Below are 25,519 nucleotides of genomic sequence, written 5' to 3'. Positions count from 1 at the left end.
AGATCCCTCAAAGACGATGAGGTAGATAGGTTCGAGGTGGAAGTGTGGTGACACATGGAGCTGACGAATACTAATCGATCGAGGACTTAACCAAAATCTTGAATGCAATCAATGTCTTTATCCAGTTTTGAGAGAACAAGCTTCTTTCAGAAACAAATAGGAACTTCGCCTAAGAGCGCAACGTCCATGTTGCAAAGGCGAAGCCAGCACATCTATGTGCAAGTCTAGTGATGATGGCAAAGAGGTCACACCCGTTCCCATACCGAACACGGAAGTTAAGCTCTTTAGCGCCGATGGTAGTTGGGGGCTTCCCCCTGTGAGAGTAGGACGTCGCTAGGCAACGAAACCACTGATTAATCAGTGGTTTTTTTATATTCAAAAATAGCCCAACTATTATTAAAGCCGAAGGTTCATCGGTGCGTATAAGAAAAAGAAATACTGTACATGAGTATCTGCTCGACACTAGACGTCGAAGTTAGCTGCTATGTTACAAATTGAAAAGGGAGTAAACCGTGTTGTTTTACTCCCTCATTATCTATAGATTAATTATCATACCTGTTGTCATCGTTATCATCAAAATCATCATCATACCAGTCATCATCATCAAAATCATCGTCATCATATTGATCATCAAAATCATCATCATCCCCATGAGAATATTGATAAGGTACTGGATGATCTTTAGATGCGCTGTTTGAATTTATATTCGTATTAGGCTTAGACTTTTTAATATCATCTTTTGTTTTCTTTAGTAATTCACCAGTCAAGGCGTTGAATTTTAGGTCATGCTCTGCATCGGCAGTTACTATTTCTACTTCATAAAGAAGTGCAGCCCCTTCTTTTTCTAATTCAATTTCAGTGATTTTTCCATCTACTTCTGCCAATGCTTTTTTCTCTATTTCATTTTTTGTTAATTCTTTAGAAGAATTAGCAGAACCAACTAGGTTGTCACCAGATACGGCGATTACTCCTCCAATACTCATTATTCCTAATAAAGCAGGTACTAAAATTATCTTTTTCATGTGTTCTCTCCTTAAACTTATTTGATACCTTTATAATACTGGCGGTAAATTATAAGAAGGAGAGAGAAAGATTAGGATTCCATTAGAATACTATGAAGCTTTTCTAATCATCATCGTCACTATCGTCGTCCTCTTTAGTCACAGACATCACTTTTCCAGAAACGGCATGTATTTGAAAGATGGATTCTTGATTTTCTCCGTCTATTTCAACGAGATAATAGCCTCCATCATTAGCCGCCTCATATACTACATATTCCACTGTGCCATTGAGCTGGGATAGGGCAATTTGTTTTGCTTGTTCACTAGAAAGTATTGATAGTGTATGATTATCAGATGTGTTTGGTTGTTTCACTTCTTCAGACAGTATTTCACCTGTAATGGCATGCATAACTACTGTTTTTAAATTTTCCTGTTCTAATATCTCAACTATATACTGAGGCTGCTCTGCAGCATCTTGATAGCTTATAGAATGAATAGAACCTTTTTGGTGAGCCATTATTAAAGCTTGAATTTCCTCCTTTGTTTTCACATTAGTTAGAGCATTAGGTAATTTGTTGTCATTCTTAGTTAATTGAAGGATGCTGCCGGTTTGTGTATCGATTTGAAAATCATAGGTTAGATTATTTCGAACGACAGAGATATAGAAAATATCGTCCTTCTCTTCAATCGATTCCACAGAGCCTCCATAGAGGTTAGTAATCATCTGTGAGGCTTCTTGTACAGTAAGCTCGGCTGTGGACTCAAAAAAGCGATCATGAATAAGCCAAATGACAAAGGCGGTAACGGTTATCATCAGGATGACTAAAGCAATCATCCCTTTAGTGTACTTTGTCATTTTTGCTCCTCCTGCTTAGCTTCTATTTTGAAGGGAATTAACAGTGTGAAGCATGCTCCTCCACCTAATTCACTTTGAACGTTAATAACGATTTGCAGCTTCTTAGATAGCTCTTTTGCAATTGCAAGACCTAACCCTGAACCACCCGTTTTTCTGTTCCGATCCTTACTTACCCGATAAAAACGGTCAAACAGATGAGGAATCTGCTCTTGTGCTATTCCTTCACCAAAATCTTGAATAGCGATAGAGATTGATTTTTCTTGCTTCCTTGTAGTGATAATAATTTTATCTTCACTATATTTTCGTGCATTATCCAAAATAATAAATAAAAGCTGCTTTAGTTTTTTTCCGTCTGTTTGAACGGATAGATGTGAATCTCCTTGTATTTCAAATGTTCTATTATAGGCTTGGTGCATTTGGGATACTGTGCTTTCAAGAAGTAAGGAGACGTCTACCTGATTAATAGAAAGGGAGGCATTCTCTTTATTCTTCGCTAGCTCTAGCATTTGAACGATTAAATCATTCATGCGGTCCGATTCATATGCGATTGCTTCTAAGGCTTCTTGAGCTACCTTTTCATTCGTAAAGCCTCTTCGTAACAAAAGCTTCGCATAGCTTTCGATTACTGTAAGAGGGGTTTTTAGCTCATGGGAAGCATTAGATACAAATTGTTCCTGCTTTTTGTAGTTTGTTTCAAGAGCCTCCATCATTCCATTAAATGTTCTCCCAATTTCAGCAAGCTCATCTTTACCAGCCTCTGCTTTTTCAATTTTTTCATAGGTACCAGTCGTTCGGCTTTTCTTCATAGCTAGATTTAGACGGTCTAATGGCTTTAAAATGATGCGGCTTAGTGCCATATTGGAAAGTAAAAGAGGGATGGCTATTATAGTTGTAACAGCGATGAGAATTAGCTTTAACAACTCAGCATTATTCGCAACTTCAGTTAAACGCTGTAATAGCTGTAATTTAACAACACTCCCATCAATCCAAATGGCAGGGGTTTCAATCATAATGACAGGAGTGCCTTCTATCTCTCTTTTGGCATAGTTTTCATCTTTCCCTAATTCCAGCTTGATATTTTCGATTTCCAGTGAAGCATCAACTGAACTCAATTGTTTTCCAGACGCATCTAATAGCCGAATTGCACCATCTGTTGGCATATAAGCACGTAGAACTATATATGGATCAGTTACTGCTACATCGGTTAATTGATTAAAAGACGTTAAAAGTTCTTCTCCTCGCACTTTTAATTGCTTATATTCAGTATTGATAGCCAGCTGCTCATATAGCACATAAACACCGCTATTCATTAATGCCAATAAAATCAGCATAAGCAAAGTAGTGATAAGATGGATTTTTGTCCTAAGCTTCATGATTGGACTCCTTTAAGACATAACCAACGCCTCTCACAGTCTTTATAATAGCTGTAGGGTTTACCGACTCTAGCTTTTGACGAATATAACGAATATAGACATCTACTACATTGGTATCGCCAAAGTAATCAAAGCCCCACACAGCCTCCAGGATTTGCTGCCGTGATAAAACCTGTTTTGCGTGTTTAAGCAAATAGAGCAGTAAATCATACTCTCGTGGAGTTAACTCAACCGGCTTTTCAAAGTAAAGCACGTCACGGGTTTGCTCATGAATAGAAAGAGGTCCATAGCTTACTAGATGAGTATCTTTTTCATCAGCCAGTGATTTAGGGTTTTTCATCTTAGAAAATCGAATAGAATTTCGGATACGTGCTAATAATTCATCGATTTCAAAGGGCTTTGTTACATAATCGTTTGCGCCGAGATCTAATCCCTTGACCTTATCATCAACCTCACTTTTAGCAGTTAGTAAAATGACCGGCGTGTTTTGCTCTGTAGCACGGATTCGCTTTAAAACGTCCAAACCATGCATCTCAGGTAACATCAAATCAAGAAGTATTAAATCAAAGCTTCCCTCGCGATACTTTATTAAGCCACTCGTTCCTGTATGAGCAACATCTGCCTCATAGCCCTCAAACTCTAACTCCAACTGCAGAACACGGGCAATATTCTCTTCATCCTCGATAATTAAAATTTTATCAGTCATCTTATCAGCTCACTTTTTTCTTCTTATATAAAATCATACATAATCTCCATTAGAAATTAATGAGAAAACCCCACTTTTATGAAAATATTTGTTATATATTTTGGAATAATCATTTCAGCGATGTTAAGCTGAAAAATATGAAAAAGGATATCCATTTTGAATGCAACTGTAATAGGTAAATTAATAAAGAATTTAAATACTTTATCAGAAATGACGATTTAATATTTGTTATGATTGTTACTACAATGATTGAAAGGAATTAAGCATGGGAAAAAAACAAATTTGGTTTGAAGTTGAAGAAAATGAAACAATTGATCAATGTCTAGAGCGTATGAAGGAACAGGGATATATGGCAATGGGACGTAAGGAAGAACCGGTATTTCACATTGTGGACGGAGAGCCGACGTATCTACGTCAAAAGATTATGTTTAAGGGGATTTTGCTAGAAGAATAAGGAGACTTTTAACCTAAATACGAACATTACCGTTTTCTGAAAATTTATCGTTCGCATTTTACCGTTGATTTTCTTCTGAAGGGTTGTTAAAATGTGAGAAGGAAGTAAAACTTCTAAAAATATTGAAAAATACTATTTTAGAAGATTAGCCTCTAGCATGGTCATGTAAGTGCTTGAAACAAATCACAAGACAATGATTGCAGAGGACGTGTAAGTAAGTAAGTAAGTAAGTAAGTAAGTAAGTAAGTAAGTAAGTAAGTAAGTAAGTAAGTAAGTAAGTAATTTAGTCACCATTAAATATGATATCCCACATATATGCTAGAGAATATGGCTCTAGTGTCTCTACCCGACACCGAAAATGTTGGACTATGCGGGAAAGCGAGCTTTTGGTATATAGAAAGGTGTGGGTGTGTACTATGTTCACTTCATTCTCTTTCAATCTTATGTCCTCAAGTAATCTGCTTTCTTCGTGTAGGAGAGAGTGGATTATTTGAGGGCTATTTTATTGTTCAAATGGAAAAGTGTTAACAAATTGATGTAAACTATCAAGCTTAATTGGCTAGATAGTCATTCCAGAAAAAATTGATTGAAATATATTTAGTTTTAAAGACATTAAAGCGTAATCGTAAAGAAGAGCGAAGATTGAAGGAGAGATTGAAATGAATCCAAAAATCGGTGTTATTATGGGAAGTTCTAGTGACTGGGAAACGATGAAGCATGCATGCGATATTCTTGAAGAGCTACAGGTGCCTTATGAGAAGCAAGTAGTTTCTGCGCATCGTACGCCCGATCTTATGTTTGAATATGCAGAGAACGCTCGTTCAAGAGGAATTCAAGTAATTATTGCAGGTGCAGGTGGAGCGGCTCATTTACCAGGAATGGTTGCAGCTAAAACAACTTTACCTATTATCGGTGTACCGGTCCAATCAAGAGCGTTAAATGGATTGGATTCATTGCTATCAATCGTACAAATGCCAGGTGGTGTACCAGTTGCAACAGTTGCAATTGGAAAAGCTGGGGCAACAAATGCAGGACTATTAGCAGCTCAAATTTTATCGATTACAGATAATGAGTTAGCAGCAAGACTGGATGCACGTCGTGAAGCCATTAAGGCGCAAGTATTAGAAAGCACGGGTGACTTATCATGACAAAAATGATTTTCCCTGGACAGACAATCGGCATTATTGGTGGTGGTCAATTAGGCCGTATGATGGCTCTTTCAGCAAAAGAGGCTGGATATAAAATTGCTGTACTTGAACCAGCGATGGATTCGCCTTGTGGGCAAGTTGCCGATATTCGAATTGTAGCTCCTTTTGATGATGAGGCTGCATTAGAAGAGTTAGCAGATGTTAGTGACGTAATTACGTTTGAATTTGAAAACATAGATTATGAAGGCTTAAAGAGGTTAACAGAGATTGCATATGTTCCACAGGGTGCTGAGCTAGTTCGCATCACTCAGGACCGTGTAACAGAAAAGGCTGCAATTGTAGAAGCTGGTTGTCCTGTTGCACCATACATAGTAGCAAAGAATTACGACGAGTTATTGAATCAAATCGACAAAATTGGCTATCCAAGTGTTGTGAAAACCTCACGTGGTGGCTATGATGGTAAGGGTCAACAACTATTAACTTCAAAAGATGATTTACCATTGGCAAAAGAGCTATTTGAGCATTCGCAATGTGTTGCTGAAGGTTTCGTTCCTTTTGAAAAAGAGATATCTGTCATTGTTCAGCGAAATGGACAGGGGGAGACGTATTGTCTACCTGTTGGGGAGAATATCCATGTTCATCACATTTTGCATGAAACGATTGTACCTGCACGTATTGCTGATGAAACTTACAACAAAGCGGTTGAAGCTGCGAAGAAAATAGCAGATCATCTAGAGCTTGTTGGTACATTAGCTGTAGAAATGTTTGTCTTAGAAAATGGTGAAATTATCATTAATGAGCTTGCACCTAGACCTCATAATTCAGGGCATTACTCCATTGAAGCTTGTAATGTATCTCAATTTGGTCAGCATATTCGAGCGATTTGTGGATGGCCACTTCGAGCACCAAAGCTTATGAAACCATCGATAATGGTGAATGTTCTAGGTCAGCATGTGATGCCATTAAGTAATTCTATTTCTAAGTATCCTGGTTGGTCCATCCATCTTTATGGGAAGACTCAAGCAAAAGTGGATCGTAAAATGGGGCATGTAACGATTTTGACAGATAATATTGACGACACACTTAAAGAAATCGAGCATTCTGGCATCTGGTCAGAATAAAAGGAGAAGAAAACATGATCGAACGTTATACACGTCCGGAAATGGGCGCAATTTGGACAGAGGAAAACAAATTTAAAGCTTGGTTAGAAGTTGAAATTTTAGCTTGTGAGGCATGGGCTGAGCTTGGGGACATTCCAAAAGAAGACGTAGCATTACTTCGTCAAAACGCTTCATTTGATATTAATCGTATCTATGAAATCGAAAAAGAAACGCGTCATGATGTAGTAGCCTTCACTCGTGCGGTATCTGAAACTTGTGGGGAAGAACGTAAATGGGTTCACTACGGTCTAACTTCAACAGACGTAGTTGATACGGCTCTATCATATCTAATCAAACAAGCAAACGTAATCTTACGTAAAGATATCGTGAACTTTATCGATATCTTAACTAAAAAAGCAAAAGAGCATAAATACACTGTAATGATGGGACGTACTCATGGTGTACATGCTGAGCCAACGACATTTGGTTTAAAGCTTGCATTATGGCTTGAGGAAATGAAACGTAACCTTGAACGCTTTGATACTGCTGCACAGGTAATTGAAACAGGTAAAATGTCAGGAGCAGTTGGAACTTATGCCAACATCGATCCATTCGTTGAACAATATGTTTGTGAAAAATTAGGTCTACAAGCTGCACCAATCTCGACTCAAACATTACAACGTGACCGTCACGCGCAATACTTCTCAACTTTAGCTCTAATTGCAACTTCTATTGAAAAGTTTGCAACAGAAATTCGCGGCCTGCAAAAATCTGAAACACGTGAAGTAGAGGAAGGATTTGCAAAAGGTCAAAAGGGTTCATCTGCAATGCCGCATAAGCGTAACCCAATCGGTTCTGAAAACATGACAGGTATTGCTCGTCTATTACGCGGATATATGTTAACAGCTTATGAAAACGTATCTTTATGGCATGAGCGTGATATCTCACACTCTTCGGCAGAGCGCGTAATTATTCCAGATGCAACTATCGGATTAAACTACATGTTAAACCGTTTTGGAAACATCGTGAAGAACTTAACGGTATTCCCTGAAAACATGAAACGCAATATGGATCGCACATTCGGATTAATTTACTCACAACGTATCTTGCTTGCATTAATCGATAAGGGCTTATCACGTGAGGAAGCTTATGATACGGTTCAACCACTTACTGCTATTGCATGGGATGAACAAAAGCAATTCCGCCCATTAGTAGAAGCAAACGAAAAAGTTTCTTCTTTATTATCAAAAGAAGAGATTGATGACTGCTTCGACTATAACTATCACATTAAAAATGTAGATATGATCTTTGAACGTCTTGGACTAAACTAGCATATTCATTGAAGTAAACTTCAATGAATATGCTAAGCCTCCGGCGGATGCCACAGATTTTCAAATGAAGTTTAAAGAGGAAGTTAGCCTAAAATCGTCGCGTCCTACGACAACGGCTAACTGACCTGCATCGTGCAGGCCTAAGCTCGATAAAATCTGGGCGAGCAAATACGCCAAGGCGAATTTGATTAAATGATTAACTGATTTTCGCTAGTAACCATTGATAATAATCATTCATCTTCCATACTAAGTGGGAGATGAATGAAAAATAATTGGAGGCACGCGTCATGAATAAAGGTCAGCTTTTATATGAGGGGAAAGCAAAACGTTTATACCAAACAGAGCAAGAGGATGTTTTGTTCGTTGAGTATAAAAATAGTGCTACTGCATTTAACGGTGAAAAGAAGGCAGAGATTGCTGGAAAAGGTATACTAAACAACCGCATTACAACTGTAATTTTCGAAAAATTAAAAACGCAAGGTATTGATTCACACTTTGTGGAGCGTATCTCTGAAAACGAACAACTAGTTCGCAAGGTTGATATTATCCCAATCGAAGTTGTGGTTCGTAATATCGCTGCGGGCAGTCTTGCGAAACGACTTGGGTTTGAAGAAGGAACACCGCTAAGCCGTACGATTGTAGAGTTCTACTATAAAGATGATGCCTTAGGAGATCCAATCATTAATAACGAGCATATCGATATTTTGGGGATTGCTACAAAGGAAGAAGTCGGAATTCTCTATGAACTAGGTTTAAAGGTTAATAGTGTTCTTCAACCAATTTTTGAAGAAGTCGGCGTTATTTTAGTAGACTTTAAGCTTGAATTTGGCCGTGATAAGGATGGAAATGTACTCTTGGCAGATGAAATTTCACCAGATACATGCCGTCTTTGGGATGCAGAAACAAAACAAAAGCTTGATAAAGACGTGTTCCGTCGTGATTTAGGTAGTTTAACAGATGTATATGAAATTATTCTTGCTAGACTTGGAGGAAAATAGAAATGACTAAAGTTAAAATTTACGTTACATTACGCGAAAGTGTACTTGATCCACAAGGGTCAGCTGTACAAGGTTCATTGGTGAAAATGGGTTACAACGAGGTTCAGGATATCCGTATTGGTAAATATTTAGAGGTTGTAATTGGTGATACAGAGCGCGATCTAGATTCTCTAGTAAAAGAAATGTGTGAAAAGCTTCTTGCAAACACAGTGATTGAAGATTACCGCTACGAAGTCGAGGAGGCTAACTAATCATGAAATTCGCAGTACTTGTTTTCCCTGGGTCAAACTGTGACGTTGATATGTATCATGCGATCAAAGACGAACTAGGTGAAGAAGTAGAATACGTTTGGCACGACGCAACAGATTTAAGCGAATTTGATGGCGTTTTAGTACCGGGAGGATTTTCTTACGGCGACTATTTACGCTGTGGTGCAATGGCTAACCAATCGAACGTTATGGCAGAAGTGAAAAAGTTTGCTGAAGCAGGCAAGCCAGTCCTTGGTGTATGTAACGGATTCCAAATTTTAACTGAAGCAGGCTTACTTCCAGGAGCATTACTTCGAAACAAAAACTTAAAGTTCATGTGTCGTACTGTTGAGTTGAAAGTTGAAAATAACGATACATTATTTACACATCAATATGAAGCTGGCCAAATTATCAATGTTCCAATCGCACATGGAGAAGGAAACTACTTCTGTGACGACCAAACACTAGCTGAGTTAAAAGCGAACAATCAAATTGTATTTACATATTCAGGGGAAAATCCAAATGGTAGTCTTGAGGATATTGCAGGAATCATTAACGAACGAGGAAATGTACTAGGAATGATGCCTCACCCAGAGCGTGCTGTGGATACATTACTAGGTAGTGACGACGGACTTAAGGTATTTAAATCTATTGTAAAAATGTGGAGGGAATCACATGTCAGTTAGTTTAGAACCAACTAAAGAGCAAATCAAAGAACAAAAGCTATATGCTTCTATGGGTATGTCAGATGAAGAATTTGCAATGGTAGAGGGTATCTTAGGTCGTCTTCCAAACTGGACTGAAACAGGTCTATTCTCTGTAATGTGGTCTGAACACTGTTCTTACAAAAATTCAAAACCAGTATTACGTAAATTCCCTACAAAAGGTCCTCAAGTTTTACAAGGTCCTGGTGAAGGTGCAGGGATTGTTGATATTGGTGATGAACAAGCGGTTGTTTTCAAGATGGAATCACATAATCACCCTTCAGCAATTGAACCATATCAAGGTGCTGCAACTGGTGTAGGCGGGATTATCCGTGACGTTTTCTCAATGGGTGCTCGTCCGATTGCCATGTTAAACTCATTACGCTTTGGTGAATTACAAACTAAGCGTGGTAAGTATTTGTTTGAAGAAGTAGTTGCAGGGATTGCTGGCTACGGAAACTGTATCGGTATTCCAACAGTAGGTGGCGAAATTCAATTCGATCCATGCTATGAGGGGAATCCACTTGTAAACGCAATGTGTGTTGGCCTAATCGACCATAAGGACATTCAGCGCGGAATTGCTGCTGGAGTTGGTAACACAGTGATGTACGTTGGTGCTAAAACAGGTCGTGATGGAATTCATGGTGCGACATTTGCATCGGAAGAACTGTCAGAAGCTTCAGAAGAAAAGCGACCAGCAGTTCAAGTTGGGGACCCATTCATGGAAAAACTTTTACTTGAAGCATGTCTAGAGGTTGTAAAGTCAGATGCTCTTGTAGGAATTCAGGATATGGGTGCAGCAGGTCTTACTTCATCGTCAGCAGAAATGGCTTCAAAAGCTGGTTCTGGCGTGGAAATGAATTTAAATCTAGTACCTCAACGTGAAACAGGAATGACAGCTTACGAAATGATGTTATCTGAATCACAAGAACGCATGCTACTCGTTGTGAAAAAAGGGCGCGAAGATGAAATCAAAGTGATTTTTGAAAAATACGGTTTAGATGCTGTAGCAATTGGCCGCGTTACAGATGATAAAATGCTTCGTTTATTACATAAAGGAGAAGTGGTTGCAGAGGTTCCTGCTGATGCGCTTGCTGAAGATGCACCAGTTTACAATAAGCCATCACAGGAGCCTGCATACTTTGCAGAGTTCCAAGCAATTGAAAATAGTGAACCAGAAGTAGTTAACTATAAAGATACTTTACTAGGATTGCTTCAGGCACCAACAATTGCTTCTAAAGAGTGGGTTTACGACCAATATGATTACCAAGTACGTACAAATACAATTGTTGCACCTGGATCAGATGCGGCTGTATTACGTGTTCGTGGTACAAATAAAGGTCTTGCAATGACAACTGACTGTAACTCTCGTTATATTTTCTTAGATCCTGAAATGGGTGGGAAAATTGCAGTAGCAGAAGCCGCACGTAATATCGTTGCTTCAGGTGGGCGACCACTTGCAATCACGGACTGTCTAAATTTTGGGAATCCAGAAAAACCAGAAATCTTCTGGCAAATTGAAAAATCAGCAGATGGTATCTCAGCAGCATGTACAGCACTGAATGCACCAGTAATCGGTGGGAACGTATCCCTTTATAACGAGCGTTCTGGTGAAGCGGTGTATCCAACACCAACAATTGGTATGGTTGGTTTAGTAGAGGATTTGGCACATGTAACTACTCAACAAGTTAAAGCTGCTGGCGATGTTGTTTACTTAGTAGGCGAGACGGCTACTGAGTTCGGTGGATCTGAGCTACAAAAGCTGGTCTACGGCAAAATCTTCGGTAAAGCACCTTATATTGATTTAGAGGTAGAAGCAAGCCGTCAAGAATCAATTTTAACTGCAATCCGTGAAGGGTTATTACAATCTGCACATGACGTTTCAGAAGGTGGCGTAGCAGTAGCTTTAGCTGAGAAAGCGTTTGGAGCAGCGGGCTTAGGTATAGACGTAACTTTAGAAGGCTCTGCTGTAACGGCTTTATTTAGTGAAACTCAATCACGTTTTGTTGTGACAGTAAAAGAAGAAAATGCAGCTGCATTTGAAAAAGTAATTCCTGATGCGAAGAAAATCGGTATTGTAACAGCTGATGCAAATATTACAATCAACGGTGATACTGGCGTTCTTTTAGAAGGTACAGTGGAGGAATTCCGTTCTGCTTGGAAAGGAGCTATCCCATGCTTGGTGAAATCAGAGGCTTAAACGAAGAATGTGGTGTATTCGGAATTTGGGGACATCCTGATGCTGCACAACTTAGCTACTATGGTCTACATGCACTTCAACACCGTGGTCAAGAGGGAGCAGGGATCGTCGTAACTGACGGTCACTCTCTTCGTGCGGTAAAAGGTGAAGGACTAGTAAATGATGTATTTAATGAGGCAAACATAAGTGCTGCCAAAGGTAACTCGGCAATTGCCCATGTTCGTTACACTACTGCCGGTGGTGGGGGAATTGAAAATGTACAGCCATTATTATTCCGTTCCTCAACTGGTACATTAGCGATTGCCCATAACGGGAATTTAGTAAATGCTAATCATTTAAAGCAGCATTTAGAGCGCTCGGGAAGTATTTTTCAATCTACTTCTGATACAGAAGTTGTTGTCCATTTGATCAAGAAAAGTAAAAAGCCAGGCTTCCGTGAACAAGTAAAGGAATCACTTTCTCTATTAAAAGGTGCTTTTTCATTCTTGATTCTTACAAAGGAAGGCATGATGGTTGCCCGTGATCGTAATGGTTTACGTCCTTTGTCTCTTGGTAAATTAGGAGATGCATATGTTGTCGCATCGGAAACCTGTGCATTTGATTTAATTGGTGCTGAGTTTGTAAGAGAAGTAGAACCAGGGGAGCTATTGATCATTACAGATAATGGTATTGAAGAGGATCGCTTCGTTCAAATGGAAAAACGTGCAATGTGTGCGATGGAGTATGTATACTTCGCTCGTCCAGATTCCAATATCGATGAAATAAACATTCATGCTGCACGAAAACGTATGGGGAAACAATTGGCGAAAGAGTGCTTTGGAATTGAAGCAGATGTTGTAACAGGTGTTCCTGATTCATCAATTTCAGCGGCAATTGGTTTTGCTGAAGAAAGCGGCATCCCTTATGAGCTTGGTTTGATCAAAAATCGCTATACTGGTCGTACTTTCATTCAGCCTACACAAGAGCTTCGTGAACGTGGAGTGAAGATGAAGCTTTCGCCAGTCGTACAGGTGGTTAAAGGGAAGCGTGTCATTATGGTGGATGATTCCATTGTACGCGGCACTACATCACGTAGAATTGTGAACATGCTAAAAGAGGCTGGGGCAACAGAAGTCCATGTTCTCATTTCATCACCGCCGATGAAAAATCCTTGCTTCTATGGTATAGATACGTCAACAAGCGAAGAGCTTATTGCGTCCAATATGAGTGTAGAGGAAATGCGTGAAGCCATTGGTGCGGATACGTTAACCTTCCTTTCAGCAGATGGACTGGTAGAAGCTACTGCACGTGCATTTGAGGACGAAACTCGCGGACTTTGCATGGCGTGCTTTACAGGGGATTATCCAACAGAGATTTTCCCAGATACAGTATTACCACATGTGAAGGAATTGCAGCATTAAACACTTGCCCTGATACTTCTACATCGCGGCGAAATGATTAAGAGGAGGATTCAACAGTCATGTCAAAAGCATATGAACAAGCGGGCGTTAATATTGAGGCTGGATACGAGGCCGTAAACCGAATGAAATCCCACGTAGAACGTACAAATCGTTTAGGTGTAATGGGTACATTTGGTGGCTTCGGAGGCATGTTTGACTTGTCCTCTTTAAACTTAAAGGAACCGGTTCTAATTTCAGGTACTGATGGTGTTGGGACAAAATTAAAGCTTGCATTTATGGTCGATAAACACGATACAATTGGCGTTGATTGTGTGGCAATGTGTGTTAACGACATCGTTGCTCAGGGTGCAGAGCCACTTTATTTCTTAGATTATGTGGCAGTTGGAAAAGCTGAACCTGCGAAAATTGAACAAATCGTAAAGGGCGTAGCAGATGGCTGTGTGCAAGCTGGATGTGCTTTAATTGGCGGGGAAACAGCTGAAATGCCAGGACTTTACGAAGAAGATGAATATGATCTAGCGGGGTTTGCAGTAGGGGCTTGTGAAAAAGCGAATGTCGTTACTGGAGAGAAAATTGCAGAAGGTGACGTTCTAATTGGTCTAGCTTCAAGCGGTGTTCATTCCAACGGTTATTCGCTAGTTCGTAAAATTGTCTTTACTGATAATGGATTCGCAGTTGACGAGGTTGTGGATGGCTATGAGGATCTTGGTCCAATCGGCGAAGCCTTGCTTGTACCCACTAAAATATATGCAAAGCCTGTGCTCGAAATCTTGAAGCAAGCAGATATTCACGGTATGGCCCATGTTACAGGTGGCGGTTTCTATGAAAACCTTCCTCGTATGATGCCTGAGGGATTAGCTACTGAAATCGAGCTAGGCTCTTGGCCAGTTTTACGTATATTTGATTTTTTACAGGACAAAGGTGCTTTAGCTGATAAAGATTTATATAACGTTTTTAATATGGGCATTGGATATGTTCTTTCAGTTCCAGCTTCCGAAGCGGACAAGGTTCTTGCCATTGCAGAAGAAAATGGTGAACAAGCTTACAAAATTGGTCGTGTCGTTAAAGGAGAAGGTGTCGTATTTAACGGGTCACATGATGGGAGCTTGAAATAATGACTACCAAAATTGCCATATTTGCTTCTGGTAGCGGGAGCAATTTTCAAGCAATCCAAACAGCTATCGAAAACGGGAAGCTAGATGCAGAGATTGGAGTCGTCGTAACGGATAAACCAGATGCTTACGTTGTAAAACGTGCAGAAAATTTTGGCATTCCAGTATTCTCGTTCGTTGCAAAGCAATATGAATCAAAAGCAGATTATGAGCAGGAAATTATTAATATTCTAAAAGAGCATGAAGTACAATGGGTAATTCTTGCTGGATACATGCGTTTAATAGGTAACACTTTACTGTCTGCTTATTCGAATCGAATTGTGAATATTCACCCCTCCTTACTCCCTGCGTTTCCGGGCAAAGATGCTATTGGACAAGCATTAGAGCATGGTGTCAAGGTTACGGGCGTAACGGTTCATTTTGTTGATGAGGGTTTGGATACTGGTCCAATTCTTAGTCAGGCGGCAGTAGATGTTGTAGAAGGAAATCGTTCTGCAACAGAAGCCAAGATTCATGCACTTGAGCATGAGCTTTACACAAGCACATTGCAAAAGCTGTTTAAAAAGGAAATTAAATTATTTCATTAATTTATAAAAGTTCCTAAGAGCTGTTAATTTCGAGCCGAGCTTCATTATTTGATGCTCCCGAAATACTGTACTTAATTTATTTACATAATTGGAGGTCTTTTTCGTGGCGAAACGTGCACTTATTAGTGTTTCTAACAAAGATGGTATTTTAGAATTTGCAAAAGAATTGGTAGCATTAGATTACGAGATTTTATCAACTGGTGGTACGAAAAAAATGCTGCAGGATAACGATGTACCTGTAACGGCTGTTGATGAAGTAACAAAATTCCCTGAGATTCTAGATGGGCGTGTAAAAACCTTGAACCCATTAATTCACGGGGGTTTGTTAGGCAAATTTGACGATCCTTCTCACCAAGCACAAATGAATGAACATGGTATCGAACCGATTGAAATTGTTTGTGTAAATCTGTATCCGTTTGTAGAAACAATTTCAAAACCGAATGTAACCTGGGATGATGCAATCGAAAATATCGATATCGGTGGTCCAACAATGTTACGCTCTGCAGCGAAAAACCATCAATATGTAACAGTAATCGTAGACTCAGATGACTATGCAAAAGTACTTGAAGAACTAAAAGCACAAGGGTCTACAGGTCTTGAAACACGTAAACGTTTGGCAGCAAAAGTATTCCGTCATACAGCAGCTTATGATTCATATATCTCGAATTACTTAACTGAAGAAGAGTTCCCTGAAAATTTAACAATGACATATGAGTTAAAACAAACTTTACGTTACGGGGAAAATCCACATCAAAAGGCTGCATTCTATCAAAAACGTTTAGGCTCTGATTTTTCATTAGCCTATGCTACTCAATTACACGGTAAAGAACTATCCTATAATAATATTCAAGATGGCAATGCGGCTCTACAAATCGTGAAGGAATTTGATATTCCTTCTGCTGTTGCAGTTAAGCATATGAATCCTTGTGGAGTAGGTACTGGTACGACTATTGAGGAAGCTTTTGATAAGGCTTACGAGGCGGATCCGACTTCTATCTTTGGAGGAATTATCGCCTTAAACCGTGAAGTAGATGTTGCTACAGCTGAAAAATTAAGCGGCATTTTCTTAGAAATCATTATTGCGCCTTCATTCACAGAGGAAGCTCTAGCAATTTTAACTCAAAAGAAAAATATTCGTTTAATGACTATTAACTTCGCACAGGAAAACCAAGACAAGTTAAAAGTGGTTTCTGTTGAAGGTGGTTTATTAGTTCAAGAAGACGATGCTTTCGGATTCGCGGAAGCAGACGTTAAAGTTGTAACAGACCGTGAGCCTACTGAAGAAGAGTGGGCAGCTTTAAAACTAGGCTGGGCTGTAGTTAAGCACGTGAAATCGAACGCAATTGTTGTAACGGATACTCAAATGACATTAGGTGTTGGTGCTGGTCAAATGAATCGCGTGGGCTCTGCAAAAATTGCTCTAGAGCAAGCAGGTGAAAAAGCAAAGGGTGCAGCTTTGGCATCTGACGCGTTCTTCCCGATGAACGATACTGTTGAAACAGCTGCTTCAGCGGGTATCACAGCAATCATCCAACCAGGAGGCTCTATCAAGGACCAAGACTCTATCGACAAAGCCAATGAATACGGAATCGCTATGATATTTACAGGTGTACGTCATTTTAAACACTAATTTAGAATAAGAGTATGAAGTGGTATTGAAACGCTCGGCGATGAGCCGGGCGTTTTTTAGGGGTAACTAGGTGTTTGTTGGCTTTGTGCTGGGAATAGGAAATAGGATGGTAGGGTGCCAGCAAACTATTTGAAGTGGCAAGTAACCTAACGAAAGTCGCAAGTATTCTCTTAAAACTCTCAAGTAATCGAGCAACCAAAGCGCAGCGCTCATAACTAAGTAAATTAAAAACATAAATATAGGAGGCATTTCACATGAACATTCTTGTAATTGGTAGTGGTGGACGTGAACATGCTATTGCAAAGAAATTTAATGACTCTCCTTCAGTTGAGAAGGTGTTTGTTGCACCTGGAAATGATGGGATGAGGCAGGATGCTGAAATCGTTGCTTTAGATGCGATGGATTTTGCAGGACTTGCTCAATTTGCAAAGGAGAATGAAATCGATTTGACGTTTGTTGGACCTGAGCAACCTTTAGCAGGAGGAATTGTAGACTTCTTCCAAGCAAGAGGGCTACAAATTTTTGGGCCAACAAAAGCGGCAGCTTTTATCGAAGGCAGTAAATCCTATGCTAAAGAAATTATGCAAAAATATAATGTCCCAACTGCTGCATATGAAACCTTTACGGATGTCAAAGAGGCTGTAGAGTATGTTCAACAGCAGGGTGCACCAATTGTTGTGAAAGCGGATGGATTAGCGGCAGGGAAGGGTGTTATTGTCGCTATGACGGAGCAAGAAGCAATCGATGCTATTAACGATATGATTGGCAATCAACGTTTTGGTGAGTCGTCATCTCGTGTGGTAATTGAAGAGTTTTTAGACGGGGAAGAGTTCTCCTTCATGTCATTTGTTCATAAGGGTCAAATTTATCCAATGGTAATTGCACAGGATCATAAGCGTGCTTACGATGGAGACAAAGGGCCAAACACAGGTGGAATGGGAGCATATTCACCAGTTCCTCAAATCACACAAGAGTATATTTCCAGAGCATATATCGAGATTGTTGAGCCAACTGTTAAGGCGATGGAAGAAGAAGGAGTATCCTTTACGGGAATCCTGTATGCAGGCTTGATATTAACGAAGCAAGGTCCAAAAGTAATTGAATTTAATGCCCGTTTCGGTGACCCTGAAACGCAGGTAGTTCTTCCACGTATGGCCTCAGACTTTGGTTTATTCATGAAAGCCATGATGGAGGAAAAATATTTTGATCTACAGTGGTCTGACGAAGCAATGTTAGGTGTTGTTATTGCAGCAGAAAACTATCCAGGTGATGTAGAAAAAGGGAATCCACTTCCGGACTTAAATAGTTTAACCGAAAATTATGAGGTTTATCATGCTGGAACTAAACTCGTAGAGAATCAATTTGTGGGCAATGGAGGCAGAGTTCTTTTGGTTGCAGCAAAAGCAGCTACATTAAAAGAAGCACAAGAACAAGTATATGAAGGCATTGAACAACAAAAATGGGATAAATTTTTCTATCGTAAAGATATAGGCTGGAGAACTTTCCAGGACTAATAAAAATGGCAAGAGGAATAGACGCCTCTTGCCATAATTTATCTTATCGGGCAAAAGCCAATACTAAAAATAATATATTAGCGTTAGCTCTTATCCGTTATTTTGAAGAGTGTGTATTTTTCCCTGAACCAGCACCGGCAGCAGTTTTTACCGCCTGTGAAGCAGTATTTTTTAAGGAGTCATTTTGCGTTGTATTCGATACGATTTGGCCAATGTCATTAGCCGCTTTTTCAATACTAGAGCCAGTGTTAGACTGACCACCGCTAGAATCTGAAGCTCCTGTACCCCATTTTTCTGTATAGAAGTCGTTATAGGCACTCATAAGGTGATCGCCATCTAAGTAATCATTAAAGGATGTTGCAACGGCTTCTTTTACATTAGAATTAATTAAAGCTTTTACGGGACAATAAAGGAAAATGCCTTCTGCCACCTTCATGGCACCTGCTGCGACGAAAAGAGCACCTATGCCACGATTACCGGATTCCTTTGAGAGGTGAGCAATTCCGCATGCTGTTAAACCTGTACCCAGAGCTAAACGGACAAAACCATTTCTTTCTGAAATATTCTCTTCCATGTAAAGTCACTCCCCTTATAAAAGTTATTGAGTAGCAAATTTAAATCTTTTCTTTAAAAAAATGCTGTGATACGATAAAAACACTATATTTTTTCTAAATACTCAATTAATATTTGAACATTTTTTGAGCAAAGTTAGTATGTGCGTATAAAAGTCGATTAACCAAAATAAATTTTATAAGTAATAGAAGGGAGTGTTAAAAATGCCAGAATCTACCTGGAGGATTCACGAAATTCGAAAACAAGTGGCTGTAATCGATGGAAAACTAGCACCATCAATGGTTTTAAAAAATGCTCGCTTTCTACATAGTGTGCTAAAAAAATGGCTAGTAGGAAACATATGGATTTTAGGGAATCGAATTGTATATGTAGGTAATGAGATGCCAATAGAGATGTCTAAAACGGAAGTCATTGATTTGGATGGAAAAGTAGTTGTACCTGGATACATTGAGCCACATGTACATCCAACACAATTGTATAATCCACATTCATTTGCAGATTTTGCTGCTCAAACTGGAACAACAACATTCATTGCTGATAACATGACATTCGCTCTTTCATTGTCAAATCAGAAAGCGTTTACAATTATGGATCAATTAAAAAAATTGCCGTTTTCATTTTACTGGTGGGCGAGATTTGATTCACAAACAGAGCTACAAAATGAAGATGAAATTTTTACTAATAAATCTGTTTTAGAATGGCTAGGGCGGGATGATGTGCTTCTAGGTGGCGAGTTAACTGGATGGCCACGTTTAGTTCGTGGAGATGATCTAATGCTAAGCTGGATTCAAGCGGCGAAAATGAAAGGGAAAAAGATTGAAGGTCATTTTCCCGGTGCATCAGAAAAGACAATCGCTCGTATGAAGCTTTTTGGAGCAGATAGTGATCATGAAGCTATGACGGTTGAAGAAGTAGAGAAAAGAATTCTGCATGGTTTAGATGTGACATTACGTCATTCTTCAATTCGTCCAGATTTACCGCAATTACTAAAAGGGATTTTAGATAAGGAGCTAGACATATTTGATCATTTAATGATGACGACAGATGGTTCTACTCCTGCATTCCATGAGGATGGTGTCATGGATAAATGTATTCGTATTGCACTAGAAGAGGGTGTCTCGCCAATTGATGCCTATAATATGGCTTCATACAACATTGCCCGTTACTATAATAAATCACATTTACATGGGTTAATTGCAACTGGGCGTTTTGCTACGTTGAATATTCTGAAAAATGAAAAGACACCAAATCCTGAATCGGTTTTATCTAAAGGCGTTTGGCTAAAAAGGGATGATAAAAAGGTAAATGCTCTTCCAAAAATTAAATGGGACCAATACGATACCTTTACAATTCCTTTTGATATTTCAGATGATGATTTTCAATTTTCAATGCCTATAGGAATTCATTTGACTAATGAGGTTATTACCAAGCCATATTCTATTAATCTTCAGTTTAGTAAAAAGGAGCTTCCTCTAGACAATGATGAAAGCTATCTTATGCTAATCGACAGAAAAGGCAAGTGGCGTGTTAATACTATGCTCAAGGGATTCGATACGCATATTAAAGGATTTGCTTCCTCTTATTCAAGTACTGGTGAAATTATTTTAATAGGAAAAAGCATAGAAGATATGAAGTTCGCATTTAATGAACTAAAGAGAATAAATGGTGGAATTGTTCTAGCAGAAAATAAAGAAGTAGTTGCATCAATCCCGCTTAAAATAAACGGCAAGGTTTTTGATGGTGAAGTAGAAGAGTTGATACAATATGAGAAAAAGCTATCAAAAGCTCTTAACGATAGAGGATATAGTCACTCAGATGCAATCTATACCTTATTCTTTTTACAATCCACACATTTACCATATATTCGTATCACTCCACAAGGTATATATGATGTCATGAAAAAGAAAGTGATGTTGCCTGCTGTGATGCGCTAAAGGAGCGAATTCTATGCGTGTAAATCAAGTTTTTCCAGTGCTTGCCTGTCTATGCTTATTAGCTGGATGTGGCGACAAAGAGAAAGTCGTAGAAGCAAACACAAACAATACTAGTGAAGAAGTAGTGCCTGTAACAGGAGAAGAAAGCACGTTCCCCTATTTTGCACCATTTACAGGCATGGGTGTTGCAAATGAGATTACCCAGCGCCCTATTCTAGCAACTATTAATAATTATCCTGATGCACGTCCACAATCAGGTTTAGAATCGGCTGACGTGATTTATGAAATGCTCGCAGAAGGTGATGTTACTAGATTACTAGCGTTATATCAATCGGAAATTCCAGAATCGATTGGACCAATACGTAGTGCGCGGGATTACTTTATTGAATTAGCTGCAGGGCTCGATGCCTTTTACATTGCCCATGGCTATAGCCCAGAAGCTCAGCAGCAATTAGTCAATGGGTTTGTTGACAATGTAAACGGTATGCAATATGACGGAATCCTATTTAAACGTTCGTCTGACCGTGTTGCACCACATAATTCTTACTTCCCTGGTGAAAATTTAGAAACTGCTGCGGATAAAGTGAACGCTTCACTTCTTTATCAGAAAAAAGTATCGTATACTTATTATAAAGAGGATGAAAGTGTTAAAATAGGGACTGAGGCAGAATCAGTAGCTATTACTTATAGTAATAATGACATGTTTAATAGCTTATACACTTATGATGGTGAAAGTAATACCTATACACGACAATCAGGAAATGCAGAAACAATCGATTATTTAACAAATAAGAAGGTAGAGCTTTCGAATGTCTTGTTTTTTGAAATGAGCCATTCCATTATAGACAGTGAAGGTCGTCGCGAAATTGATTTAACTTCTGGTGGGACTGCTTATGTTTTTCAGCAAGGCTTAATGCGGGAGGTACGCTGGGAAAATAGAGATGGCGTATTAAAAGCAGTTGAAGAGGATGGTAGTGAAGTGAAATTAACCCCAGGAAAAACATGGGTTCATTTCGTACCGACAAAACCAGGAATTACTACATCGGTAAAATATTCGTAGCAAATGCGAAAGGATGAAGATTATAAATGCAAATCGATAAAATTCGTGGGCATCAAACTGAACAATTATTTAAGGCTGTATTAGAGTTGAAGGATATAGAGGAATGCTATAAGTTCTTCGATGATTTATGTACGATCAGTGAAATTCAATCATTAGCACAACGATTTGAAGTAGCTCATTTATTGCGTCTAAAGAAAACGTATGAATCCATTAAAAAGGAAACAGGTGCATCGACTGCAACGATTTCACGTGTGCGACGCTGTTTTGATTATGGAAATGATACTTACGATGAAATGTTGGGACGTCTTTATCCAGACGAAAAACCGTTTCAGGCTTCAAAATAATAATCGATTAAATAAAAATAGGCTGTTTAGTTAGTCAAAGAACAAGACTTGCTAAATAGCCTTTTACCATTCTTTAAAGTAATACATAGGATAAAACTGCATGGATTTTAGAAGAATGAAAACTTTTTGATTTAGTGCACTTTACGTTATACTTGAAGACGAATATTAAGAGTCAAAACATATAAATATTAGGGTTGATAGGTGGGAAGTAAGGAATATGGAATATAAAAATTGGCGACATGTGTTCAAAATTGATCCTGCAAAAGAGCTGTCAGAGGAAGCATTAGAGATGGTATGTGAATCTGGAACTGATGTCATATTAGTTGGCGGTACAGATGATGTAACACTAGAAAATGTGATAGATATATTACTTCGTGTACGACGTTTTTCAGTACCGGTTGCACTGGAAATTTCCAATGTAGACGCAATTTTAGCTGGCTTTGACTATTATTTTATACCAAGTGTATTAAACAGTCAGGATACAAAATGGGTAAAGGATTTGCATCATGAAGCGATTAAAGAATATGGTGATATTTTAGTTTGGGATGAGCTGATTGCTGAAGGCTATTGTGTGTTAAATCCAGATTGCAAGGTAGCCCAGGTAACAGACGCGAAGACGGATTTAACGAAGGATGACGTGATTGCTTACGCACGCTTAGCTGAAAACTATTTTAAATTACCGATTTTTTATCTTGAATATAGTGGTGCTTATGGTGACGAAGAGATTGTTGCTTCTGTAAAGGAAGTTTTAGACGAGACTCGACTTTTCTATGGCGGTGGTATTACTGGTCCGGAGCAAGCGGCTGAGATGGCTCGTCTTGCAGATACAGTCGTTGTAGGGAATATTATTTATGATGATTTAAAACAAGCCCTGAAAACAGTTGAGGCGGTAAAGAACGTTACTATTTAAATATAAAATTCACAAGCTAAAAGAAATTCGTTATAATAAAAACAGAACAAATGTTTGTGTAGAAGGCGGTGCATCATGGAACAAATAACGAAAAATTTACTTAATGGAATGAATCCACAACAGGCTGAAGCGGTAAAAACAACAGATGGCCCATTGTTAATTATGGCGGGGGCGGGATCTGGTAAAACTCGTGTTTTAACGCACCGTATTGCTTATCTAGTTGTTGAGAAGGAAGTCTATCCTTCTAAAATATTAGCTATTACATTTACCAATAAGGCAGCTCGAGAAATGCGTGAACGTATCGATAACCTGCTTGGAAACGGTACGACACAAAGTATGTGGGTATCAACCTTCCACTCAATGTGTGTACGTATTTTAAGACGTAATATCGATCGAATTGGTATTTCAAAAAACTTCTCTATTTTAGATTCAAGTGACCAGTTAACTGTAGTGAAAAATGTGTTAAAAGAATTGAATATTGATTCAAAACGTTTTGAGCCTAGAGCTATCTTAAATGCTATTAGCTCTGCCAAAAATGAATGTATCACTGCAGATATGTACAAGGCTAACAGTAATCCTAGTAATCCATATGAAAAAGTAATTTCTCAGGTCTATGAAGGCTATGAGAAAAGACTGCGTCGAAACCAATCATTGGATTTTGATGATTTGATTATGACGACAATTACACTTTTTGAGCGTGTACCAGAGGTGTTGGAATTCTACCAAAATAAATTCCAATACATACATGTAGATGAGTATCAGGATACCAACCATTCACAATATAAGCTTGTTCAATTACTAGCACAAAAATTTAAAAACATATGTGTCGTAGGGGATTCCGACCAATCGATTTATCGTTGGCGTGGAGCAGATATCGGCAATATTTTATCCTTTGAAAAGGATTATCCAAAAGCTAAAGTCATTCTTCTTGAGCAAAACTATCGCTCGACAAAACGCATTCTAAAGGCTGCTAATGATGTCATTGAGCATAACGAAAGCCGTTATCCAAAGAAATTACGTACAGAAAATTTAGATGGTGAAAAGCTTGTTCATTACAAGGCTTCAAATGAGCAGGATGAAGCACAATTTGTCGTGCAGACAATCCAAAAGCTTATGGAAAAGGAAAACCGCTCATTAGATGATTTTGCGATTCTTTACCGTACCAATGCCCAGTCCCGTGTGATGGAGGAAGTGCTCGTTAAGTCGAATATGACCTATCAGATCGTTGGCGGAACTAAGTTCTATGACCGTAAAGAGATTAAAGACTTGTTAGCTTACTTACGATTGATAGCCAATAATGATGATGATTTATCTTTGGCAAGAATTATTAACGAGCCGAAGCGAAGCATTGGAGCAACTTCCTTTGAAAAGATTGCCTCTTACGCAATTGGACAAGACCGTTCAATTTTTGATGCCATGAAGGAAGTGTTATTCATGGGGATTACAGGAAGAGCGGCAAGCAGTGTGGAGAAATTCCATCAGTTAATAGAAGATTTCACTAAAATGCAGGACTATCTGTCAGTAACAGAGCTTGTTGAACAAGTTATCGAGAAATCTGGCTACCGAGCTATGCTGGAAAACGAAAAAACGATTGAAGCAGAAAGTCGTTTAGAAAATATAGAAGAGTTTTTATCTGTTACGAAGGCTTTTGAAGAGCGTAGTGATGACAAGTCGCTAATTGCTTTTTTAACAGACTTAAGCTTAATAGCAGACATTGACTCATTAGATAAAGAAGATACATCAAAAGGTACTATTATTCTAATGACAATGCACTCTGCAAAAGGATTAGAATTCCCAGTAGTATTTATTATCGGAATGGAGGAGAATATTTTCCCGCATTCACGTTCATTGGATGATGCCGCTGAGATGGAAGAAGAACGTCGTCTAGCTTATGTTGGAATTACCCGTGCTGAACAAAGATTGTATTTAACCTGTGCTGGTTCCCGAACATTGTACGGACGCTCAAGCTTCAATATGCCTTCTCGATTCCTGCAAGAAATATCAGAAGACATCATTGAACAAATTTCAAAATCAGGCAATCGCTTTGATGAGGATGAATTGCCATTTGGTGCAGGAAGAAGCCGTGCACAAAGCCAAAGACGTCGTACTATCGGTGATGTCCAAACGAAGCCTCAAATTGCAAGCCTACAAGCTACAGGTGGAAACCAAATGGAATGGAGAGCTGGCGATAAGGCGGTCCATGGTAAGTGGGGAACAGGTACTGTAGTAAGTGTTAAAGGTGAGAATGATGGCCTTGAGCTGGATATTGCATTCCCGAACGTAGGCATTAAGCGTTTATTGGCTAAATTTGCACCAATTACAAAAGGTTAATTAAC

General features: G+C 38.9%; 23 protein-coding genes, 2 rRNA genes and 1 riboswitch. Of the genes, 20 read left to right on the top strand and 5 right to left on the bottom strand.

Annotated elements, in window-relative coordinates; translation table 11 throughout:
* Both BJ095_RS13265 and rrf read left to right on the top strand, forming a co-directional pair.
* Positions 1–94, top strand: a 23S ribosomal RNA gene (locus tag BJ095_RS13265); the annotation flags it as partial.
* Positions 95–223: 129 nt separating this feature from the next.
* A 5S ribosomal RNA gene (rrf, locus tag BJ095_RS13260) occupies positions 224–339 on the top strand.
* A 203-nt stretch (positions 340–542) separates the two neighbouring features.
* Here rrf and BJ095_RS19095 read toward each other — a convergent pair.
* The 4 genes from BJ095_RS19095 to BJ095_RS13240 all read right to left on the bottom strand — a co-directional run bounded on the left by BJ095_RS19095 (position 543) and on the right by BJ095_RS13240 (position 3,936).
* Positions 543–1,022 (bottom strand): PepSY domain-containing protein, encoded by a 480-nt coding sequence (locus BJ095_RS19095; RefSeq protein WP_107935935.1) that lies wholly within the window; start codon positions 1,020–1,022, stop codon positions 543–545.
* A 103-nt stretch (positions 1,023–1,125) separates the two neighbouring features.
* Positions 1,126–1,857: a PepSY domain-containing protein gene (locus BJ095_RS13250; RefSeq protein ID WP_107935933.1), complete on the bottom strand. Its 732-nt coding sequence runs from the start codon at positions 1,855–1,857 to the stop codon at positions 1,126–1,128.
* Positions 1,854–3,230 (bottom strand): sensor histidine kinase, encoded by a 1,377-nt coding sequence (locus BJ095_RS13245; RefSeq protein WP_107935931.1) that lies wholly within the window; start codon positions 3,228–3,230, stop codon positions 1,854–1,856. The genes BJ095_RS13250 and BJ095_RS13245 overlap by 4 nt, the downstream gene beginning before the upstream one ends.
* Positions 3,220–3,936, bottom strand: a complete 717-nt coding sequence (locus BJ095_RS13240; protein WP_107935929.1) for a response regulator transcription factor — start codon at positions 3,934–3,936, stop codon at positions 3,220–3,222. Before BJ095_RS13240 ends, BJ095_RS13245 begins: the two co-directional genes overlap by 11 nt.
* A 265-nt stretch (positions 3,937–4,201) precedes the next feature.
* Here BJ095_RS13240 and BJ095_RS13235 point away from each other — a divergent pair, with 265 nt between their 5' ends.
* From BJ095_RS13235 to purD, 13 genes are all read left to right on the top strand, one after another.
* Positions 4,202–4,390 carry an NETI motif-containing protein gene (locus tag BJ095_RS13235; protein ID WP_107935927.1) on the top strand — a complete coding sequence of 63 codons (189 nt, stop codon included), beginning with the start codon at positions 4,202–4,204 and terminating at the stop codon, positions 4,388–4,390.
* Between the two features lie 289 nt (positions 4,391–4,679).
* Positions 4,680–4,779, top strand: a riboswitch (purine riboswitch).
* Positions 4,780–5,049: 270 nt separating this feature from the next.
* On the top strand, positions 5,050–5,538 hold the full coding sequence (gene purE, locus BJ095_RS13230; RefSeq protein WP_107935925.1) for a 5-(carboxyamino)imidazole ribonucleotide mutase: 489 nt from the start codon (positions 5,050–5,052) through the stop codon (positions 5,536–5,538).
* Positions 5,535–6,659, top strand: a complete 1,125-nt coding sequence (gene purK / locus BJ095_RS13225; RefSeq protein ID WP_107935923.1) for a 5-(carboxyamino)imidazole ribonucleotide synthase — start codon at positions 5,535–5,537, stop codon at positions 6,657–6,659. Before purE ends, purK begins: the two co-directional genes overlap by 4 nt.
* Positions 6,660–6,673: 14 nt before the next feature.
* Positions 6,674–7,969: an adenylosuccinate lyase gene (gene purB / locus BJ095_RS13220; protein ID WP_107935921.1), complete on the top strand. Its 1,296-nt coding sequence runs from the start codon at positions 6,674–6,676 to the stop codon at positions 7,967–7,969.
* A 287-nt stretch (positions 7,970–8,256) separates the two neighbouring features.
* Complete coding sequence (gene purC, locus BJ095_RS13215; protein ID WP_107935919.1) at positions 8,257–8,967, top strand: phosphoribosylaminoimidazolesuccinocarboxamide synthase; 711 nt, start codon at positions 8,257–8,259, stop codon at positions 8,965–8,967.
* Positions 8,968–8,969: 2 nt separating this feature from the next.
* Positions 8,970–9,218 (top strand): phosphoribosylformylglycinamidine synthase subunit PurS, encoded by a 249-nt coding sequence (gene purS / locus BJ095_RS13210; protein WP_107935917.1) that lies wholly within the window; start codon positions 8,970–8,972, stop codon positions 9,216–9,218.
* A gap of 2 nt (positions 9,219–9,220) precedes the next feature.
* A complete protein-coding gene (gene purQ / locus BJ095_RS13205) occupies positions 9,221–9,901 on the top strand; it encodes a phosphoribosylformylglycinamidine synthase subunit PurQ (protein WP_107935915.1) in 681 nt (226 codons plus the stop codon).
* The gene (gene purL / locus BJ095_RS13200) at positions 9,891–12,119 is read left to right on the top strand and encodes a phosphoribosylformylglycinamidine synthase subunit PurL (protein WP_107935913.1); all 2,229 of its coding nucleotides are present in this window, start codon (positions 9,891–9,893) and stop codon (positions 12,117–12,119) included. The genes purQ and purL overlap by 11 nt, the downstream gene beginning before the upstream one ends.
* Positions 12,095–13,519 carry an amidophosphoribosyltransferase gene (gene purF, locus BJ095_RS13195; RefSeq protein WP_107935910.1) on the top strand — a complete coding sequence of 475 codons (1,425 nt, stop codon included), beginning with the start codon at positions 12,095–12,097 and terminating at the stop codon, positions 13,517–13,519. Before purL ends, purF begins: the two co-directional genes overlap by 25 nt.
* Before the next feature lie 59 nt (positions 13,520–13,578).
* Positions 13,579–14,634 carry a phosphoribosylformylglycinamidine cyclo-ligase gene (gene purM / locus BJ095_RS13190; RefSeq protein ID WP_107935908.1) on the top strand — a complete coding sequence of 352 codons (1,056 nt, stop codon included), beginning with the start codon at positions 13,579–13,581 and terminating at the stop codon, positions 14,632–14,634.
* On the top strand, positions 14,634–15,218 hold the full coding sequence (purN, locus tag BJ095_RS13185) for a phosphoribosylglycinamide formyltransferase (RefSeq protein WP_107935906.1): 585 nt from the start codon (positions 14,634–14,636) through the stop codon (positions 15,216–15,218). Before purM ends, purN begins: the two co-directional genes overlap by 1 nt.
* Before the next feature lie 103 nt (positions 15,219–15,321).
* Positions 15,322–16,848: a bifunctional phosphoribosylaminoimidazolecarboxamide formyltransferase/IMP cyclohydrolase gene (purH, locus tag BJ095_RS13180; RefSeq protein ID WP_107935904.1), complete on the top strand. Its 1,527-nt coding sequence runs from the start codon at positions 15,322–15,324 to the stop codon at positions 16,846–16,848.
* A 254-nt stretch (positions 16,849–17,102) separates the two neighbouring features.
* Positions 17,103–18,362: a phosphoribosylamine--glycine ligase gene (purD, locus tag BJ095_RS13175; RefSeq protein WP_107935902.1), complete on the top strand. Its 1,260-nt coding sequence runs from the start codon at positions 17,103–17,105 to the stop codon at positions 18,360–18,362.
* 97 nt (positions 18,363–18,459) lie between these two features.
* Here the strand turns inward: purD and BJ095_RS13170 are convergent, their stop codons facing one another.
* Entirely contained in the window at positions 18,460–18,936 is a 477-nt protein-coding gene (locus BJ095_RS13170; protein WP_107935900.1) for a YgaP family membrane protein, read from the bottom strand.
* Positions 18,937–19,138: 202 nt separating this feature from the next.
* On the opposite strand from BJ095_RS13170, the gene BJ095_RS13165 reads away from it, so the two are divergent.
* From BJ095_RS13165 to pcrA, 5 genes are all read left to right on the top strand, one after another.
* Positions 19,139–20,869, top strand: a complete 1,731-nt coding sequence (locus BJ095_RS13165; RefSeq protein ID WP_107935898.1) for an adenine deaminase C-terminal domain-containing protein — start codon at positions 19,139–19,141, stop codon at positions 20,867–20,869.
* A gap of 13 nt (positions 20,870–20,882) precedes the next feature.
* The gene (locus BJ095_RS13160; RefSeq protein WP_107935896.1) at positions 20,883–21,929 is read left to right on the top strand and encodes a DUF3048 domain-containing protein; all 1,047 of its coding nucleotides are present in this window, start codon (positions 20,883–20,885) and stop codon (positions 21,927–21,929) included.
* 26 nt (positions 21,930–21,955) lie between these two features.
* Positions 21,956–22,273 (top strand): YerC/YecD family TrpR-related protein, encoded by a 318-nt coding sequence (locus BJ095_RS13155; protein ID WP_107935894.1) that lies wholly within the window; start codon positions 21,956–21,958, stop codon positions 22,271–22,273.
* A gap of 217 nt (positions 22,274–22,490) precedes the next feature.
* Positions 22,491–23,183 (top strand): heptaprenylglyceryl phosphate synthase, encoded by a 693-nt coding sequence (pcrB, locus tag BJ095_RS13150; RefSeq protein WP_107935892.1) that lies wholly within the window; start codon positions 22,491–22,493, stop codon positions 23,181–23,183.
* Between the two features lie 75 nt (positions 23,184–23,258).
* Positions 23,259–25,514, top strand: coding sequence for a DNA helicase PcrA (gene pcrA, locus BJ095_RS13145; protein WP_107935889.1), 2,256 nt, complete (start codon positions 23,259–23,261; stop codon positions 25,512–25,514).
* Positions 25,515–25,519 lie beyond the last annotated feature (5 nt).

The sequence above is a fragment of the Ureibacillus chungkukjangi genome, from assembly GCF_003217295.1.
Lineage (GTDB): Bacteria > Bacillota > Bacilli > Bacillales_A > Planococcaceae > Ureibacillus > Ureibacillus chungkukjangi.
This window is presented reverse-complemented; position numbering and strand designations above follow the sequence as displayed.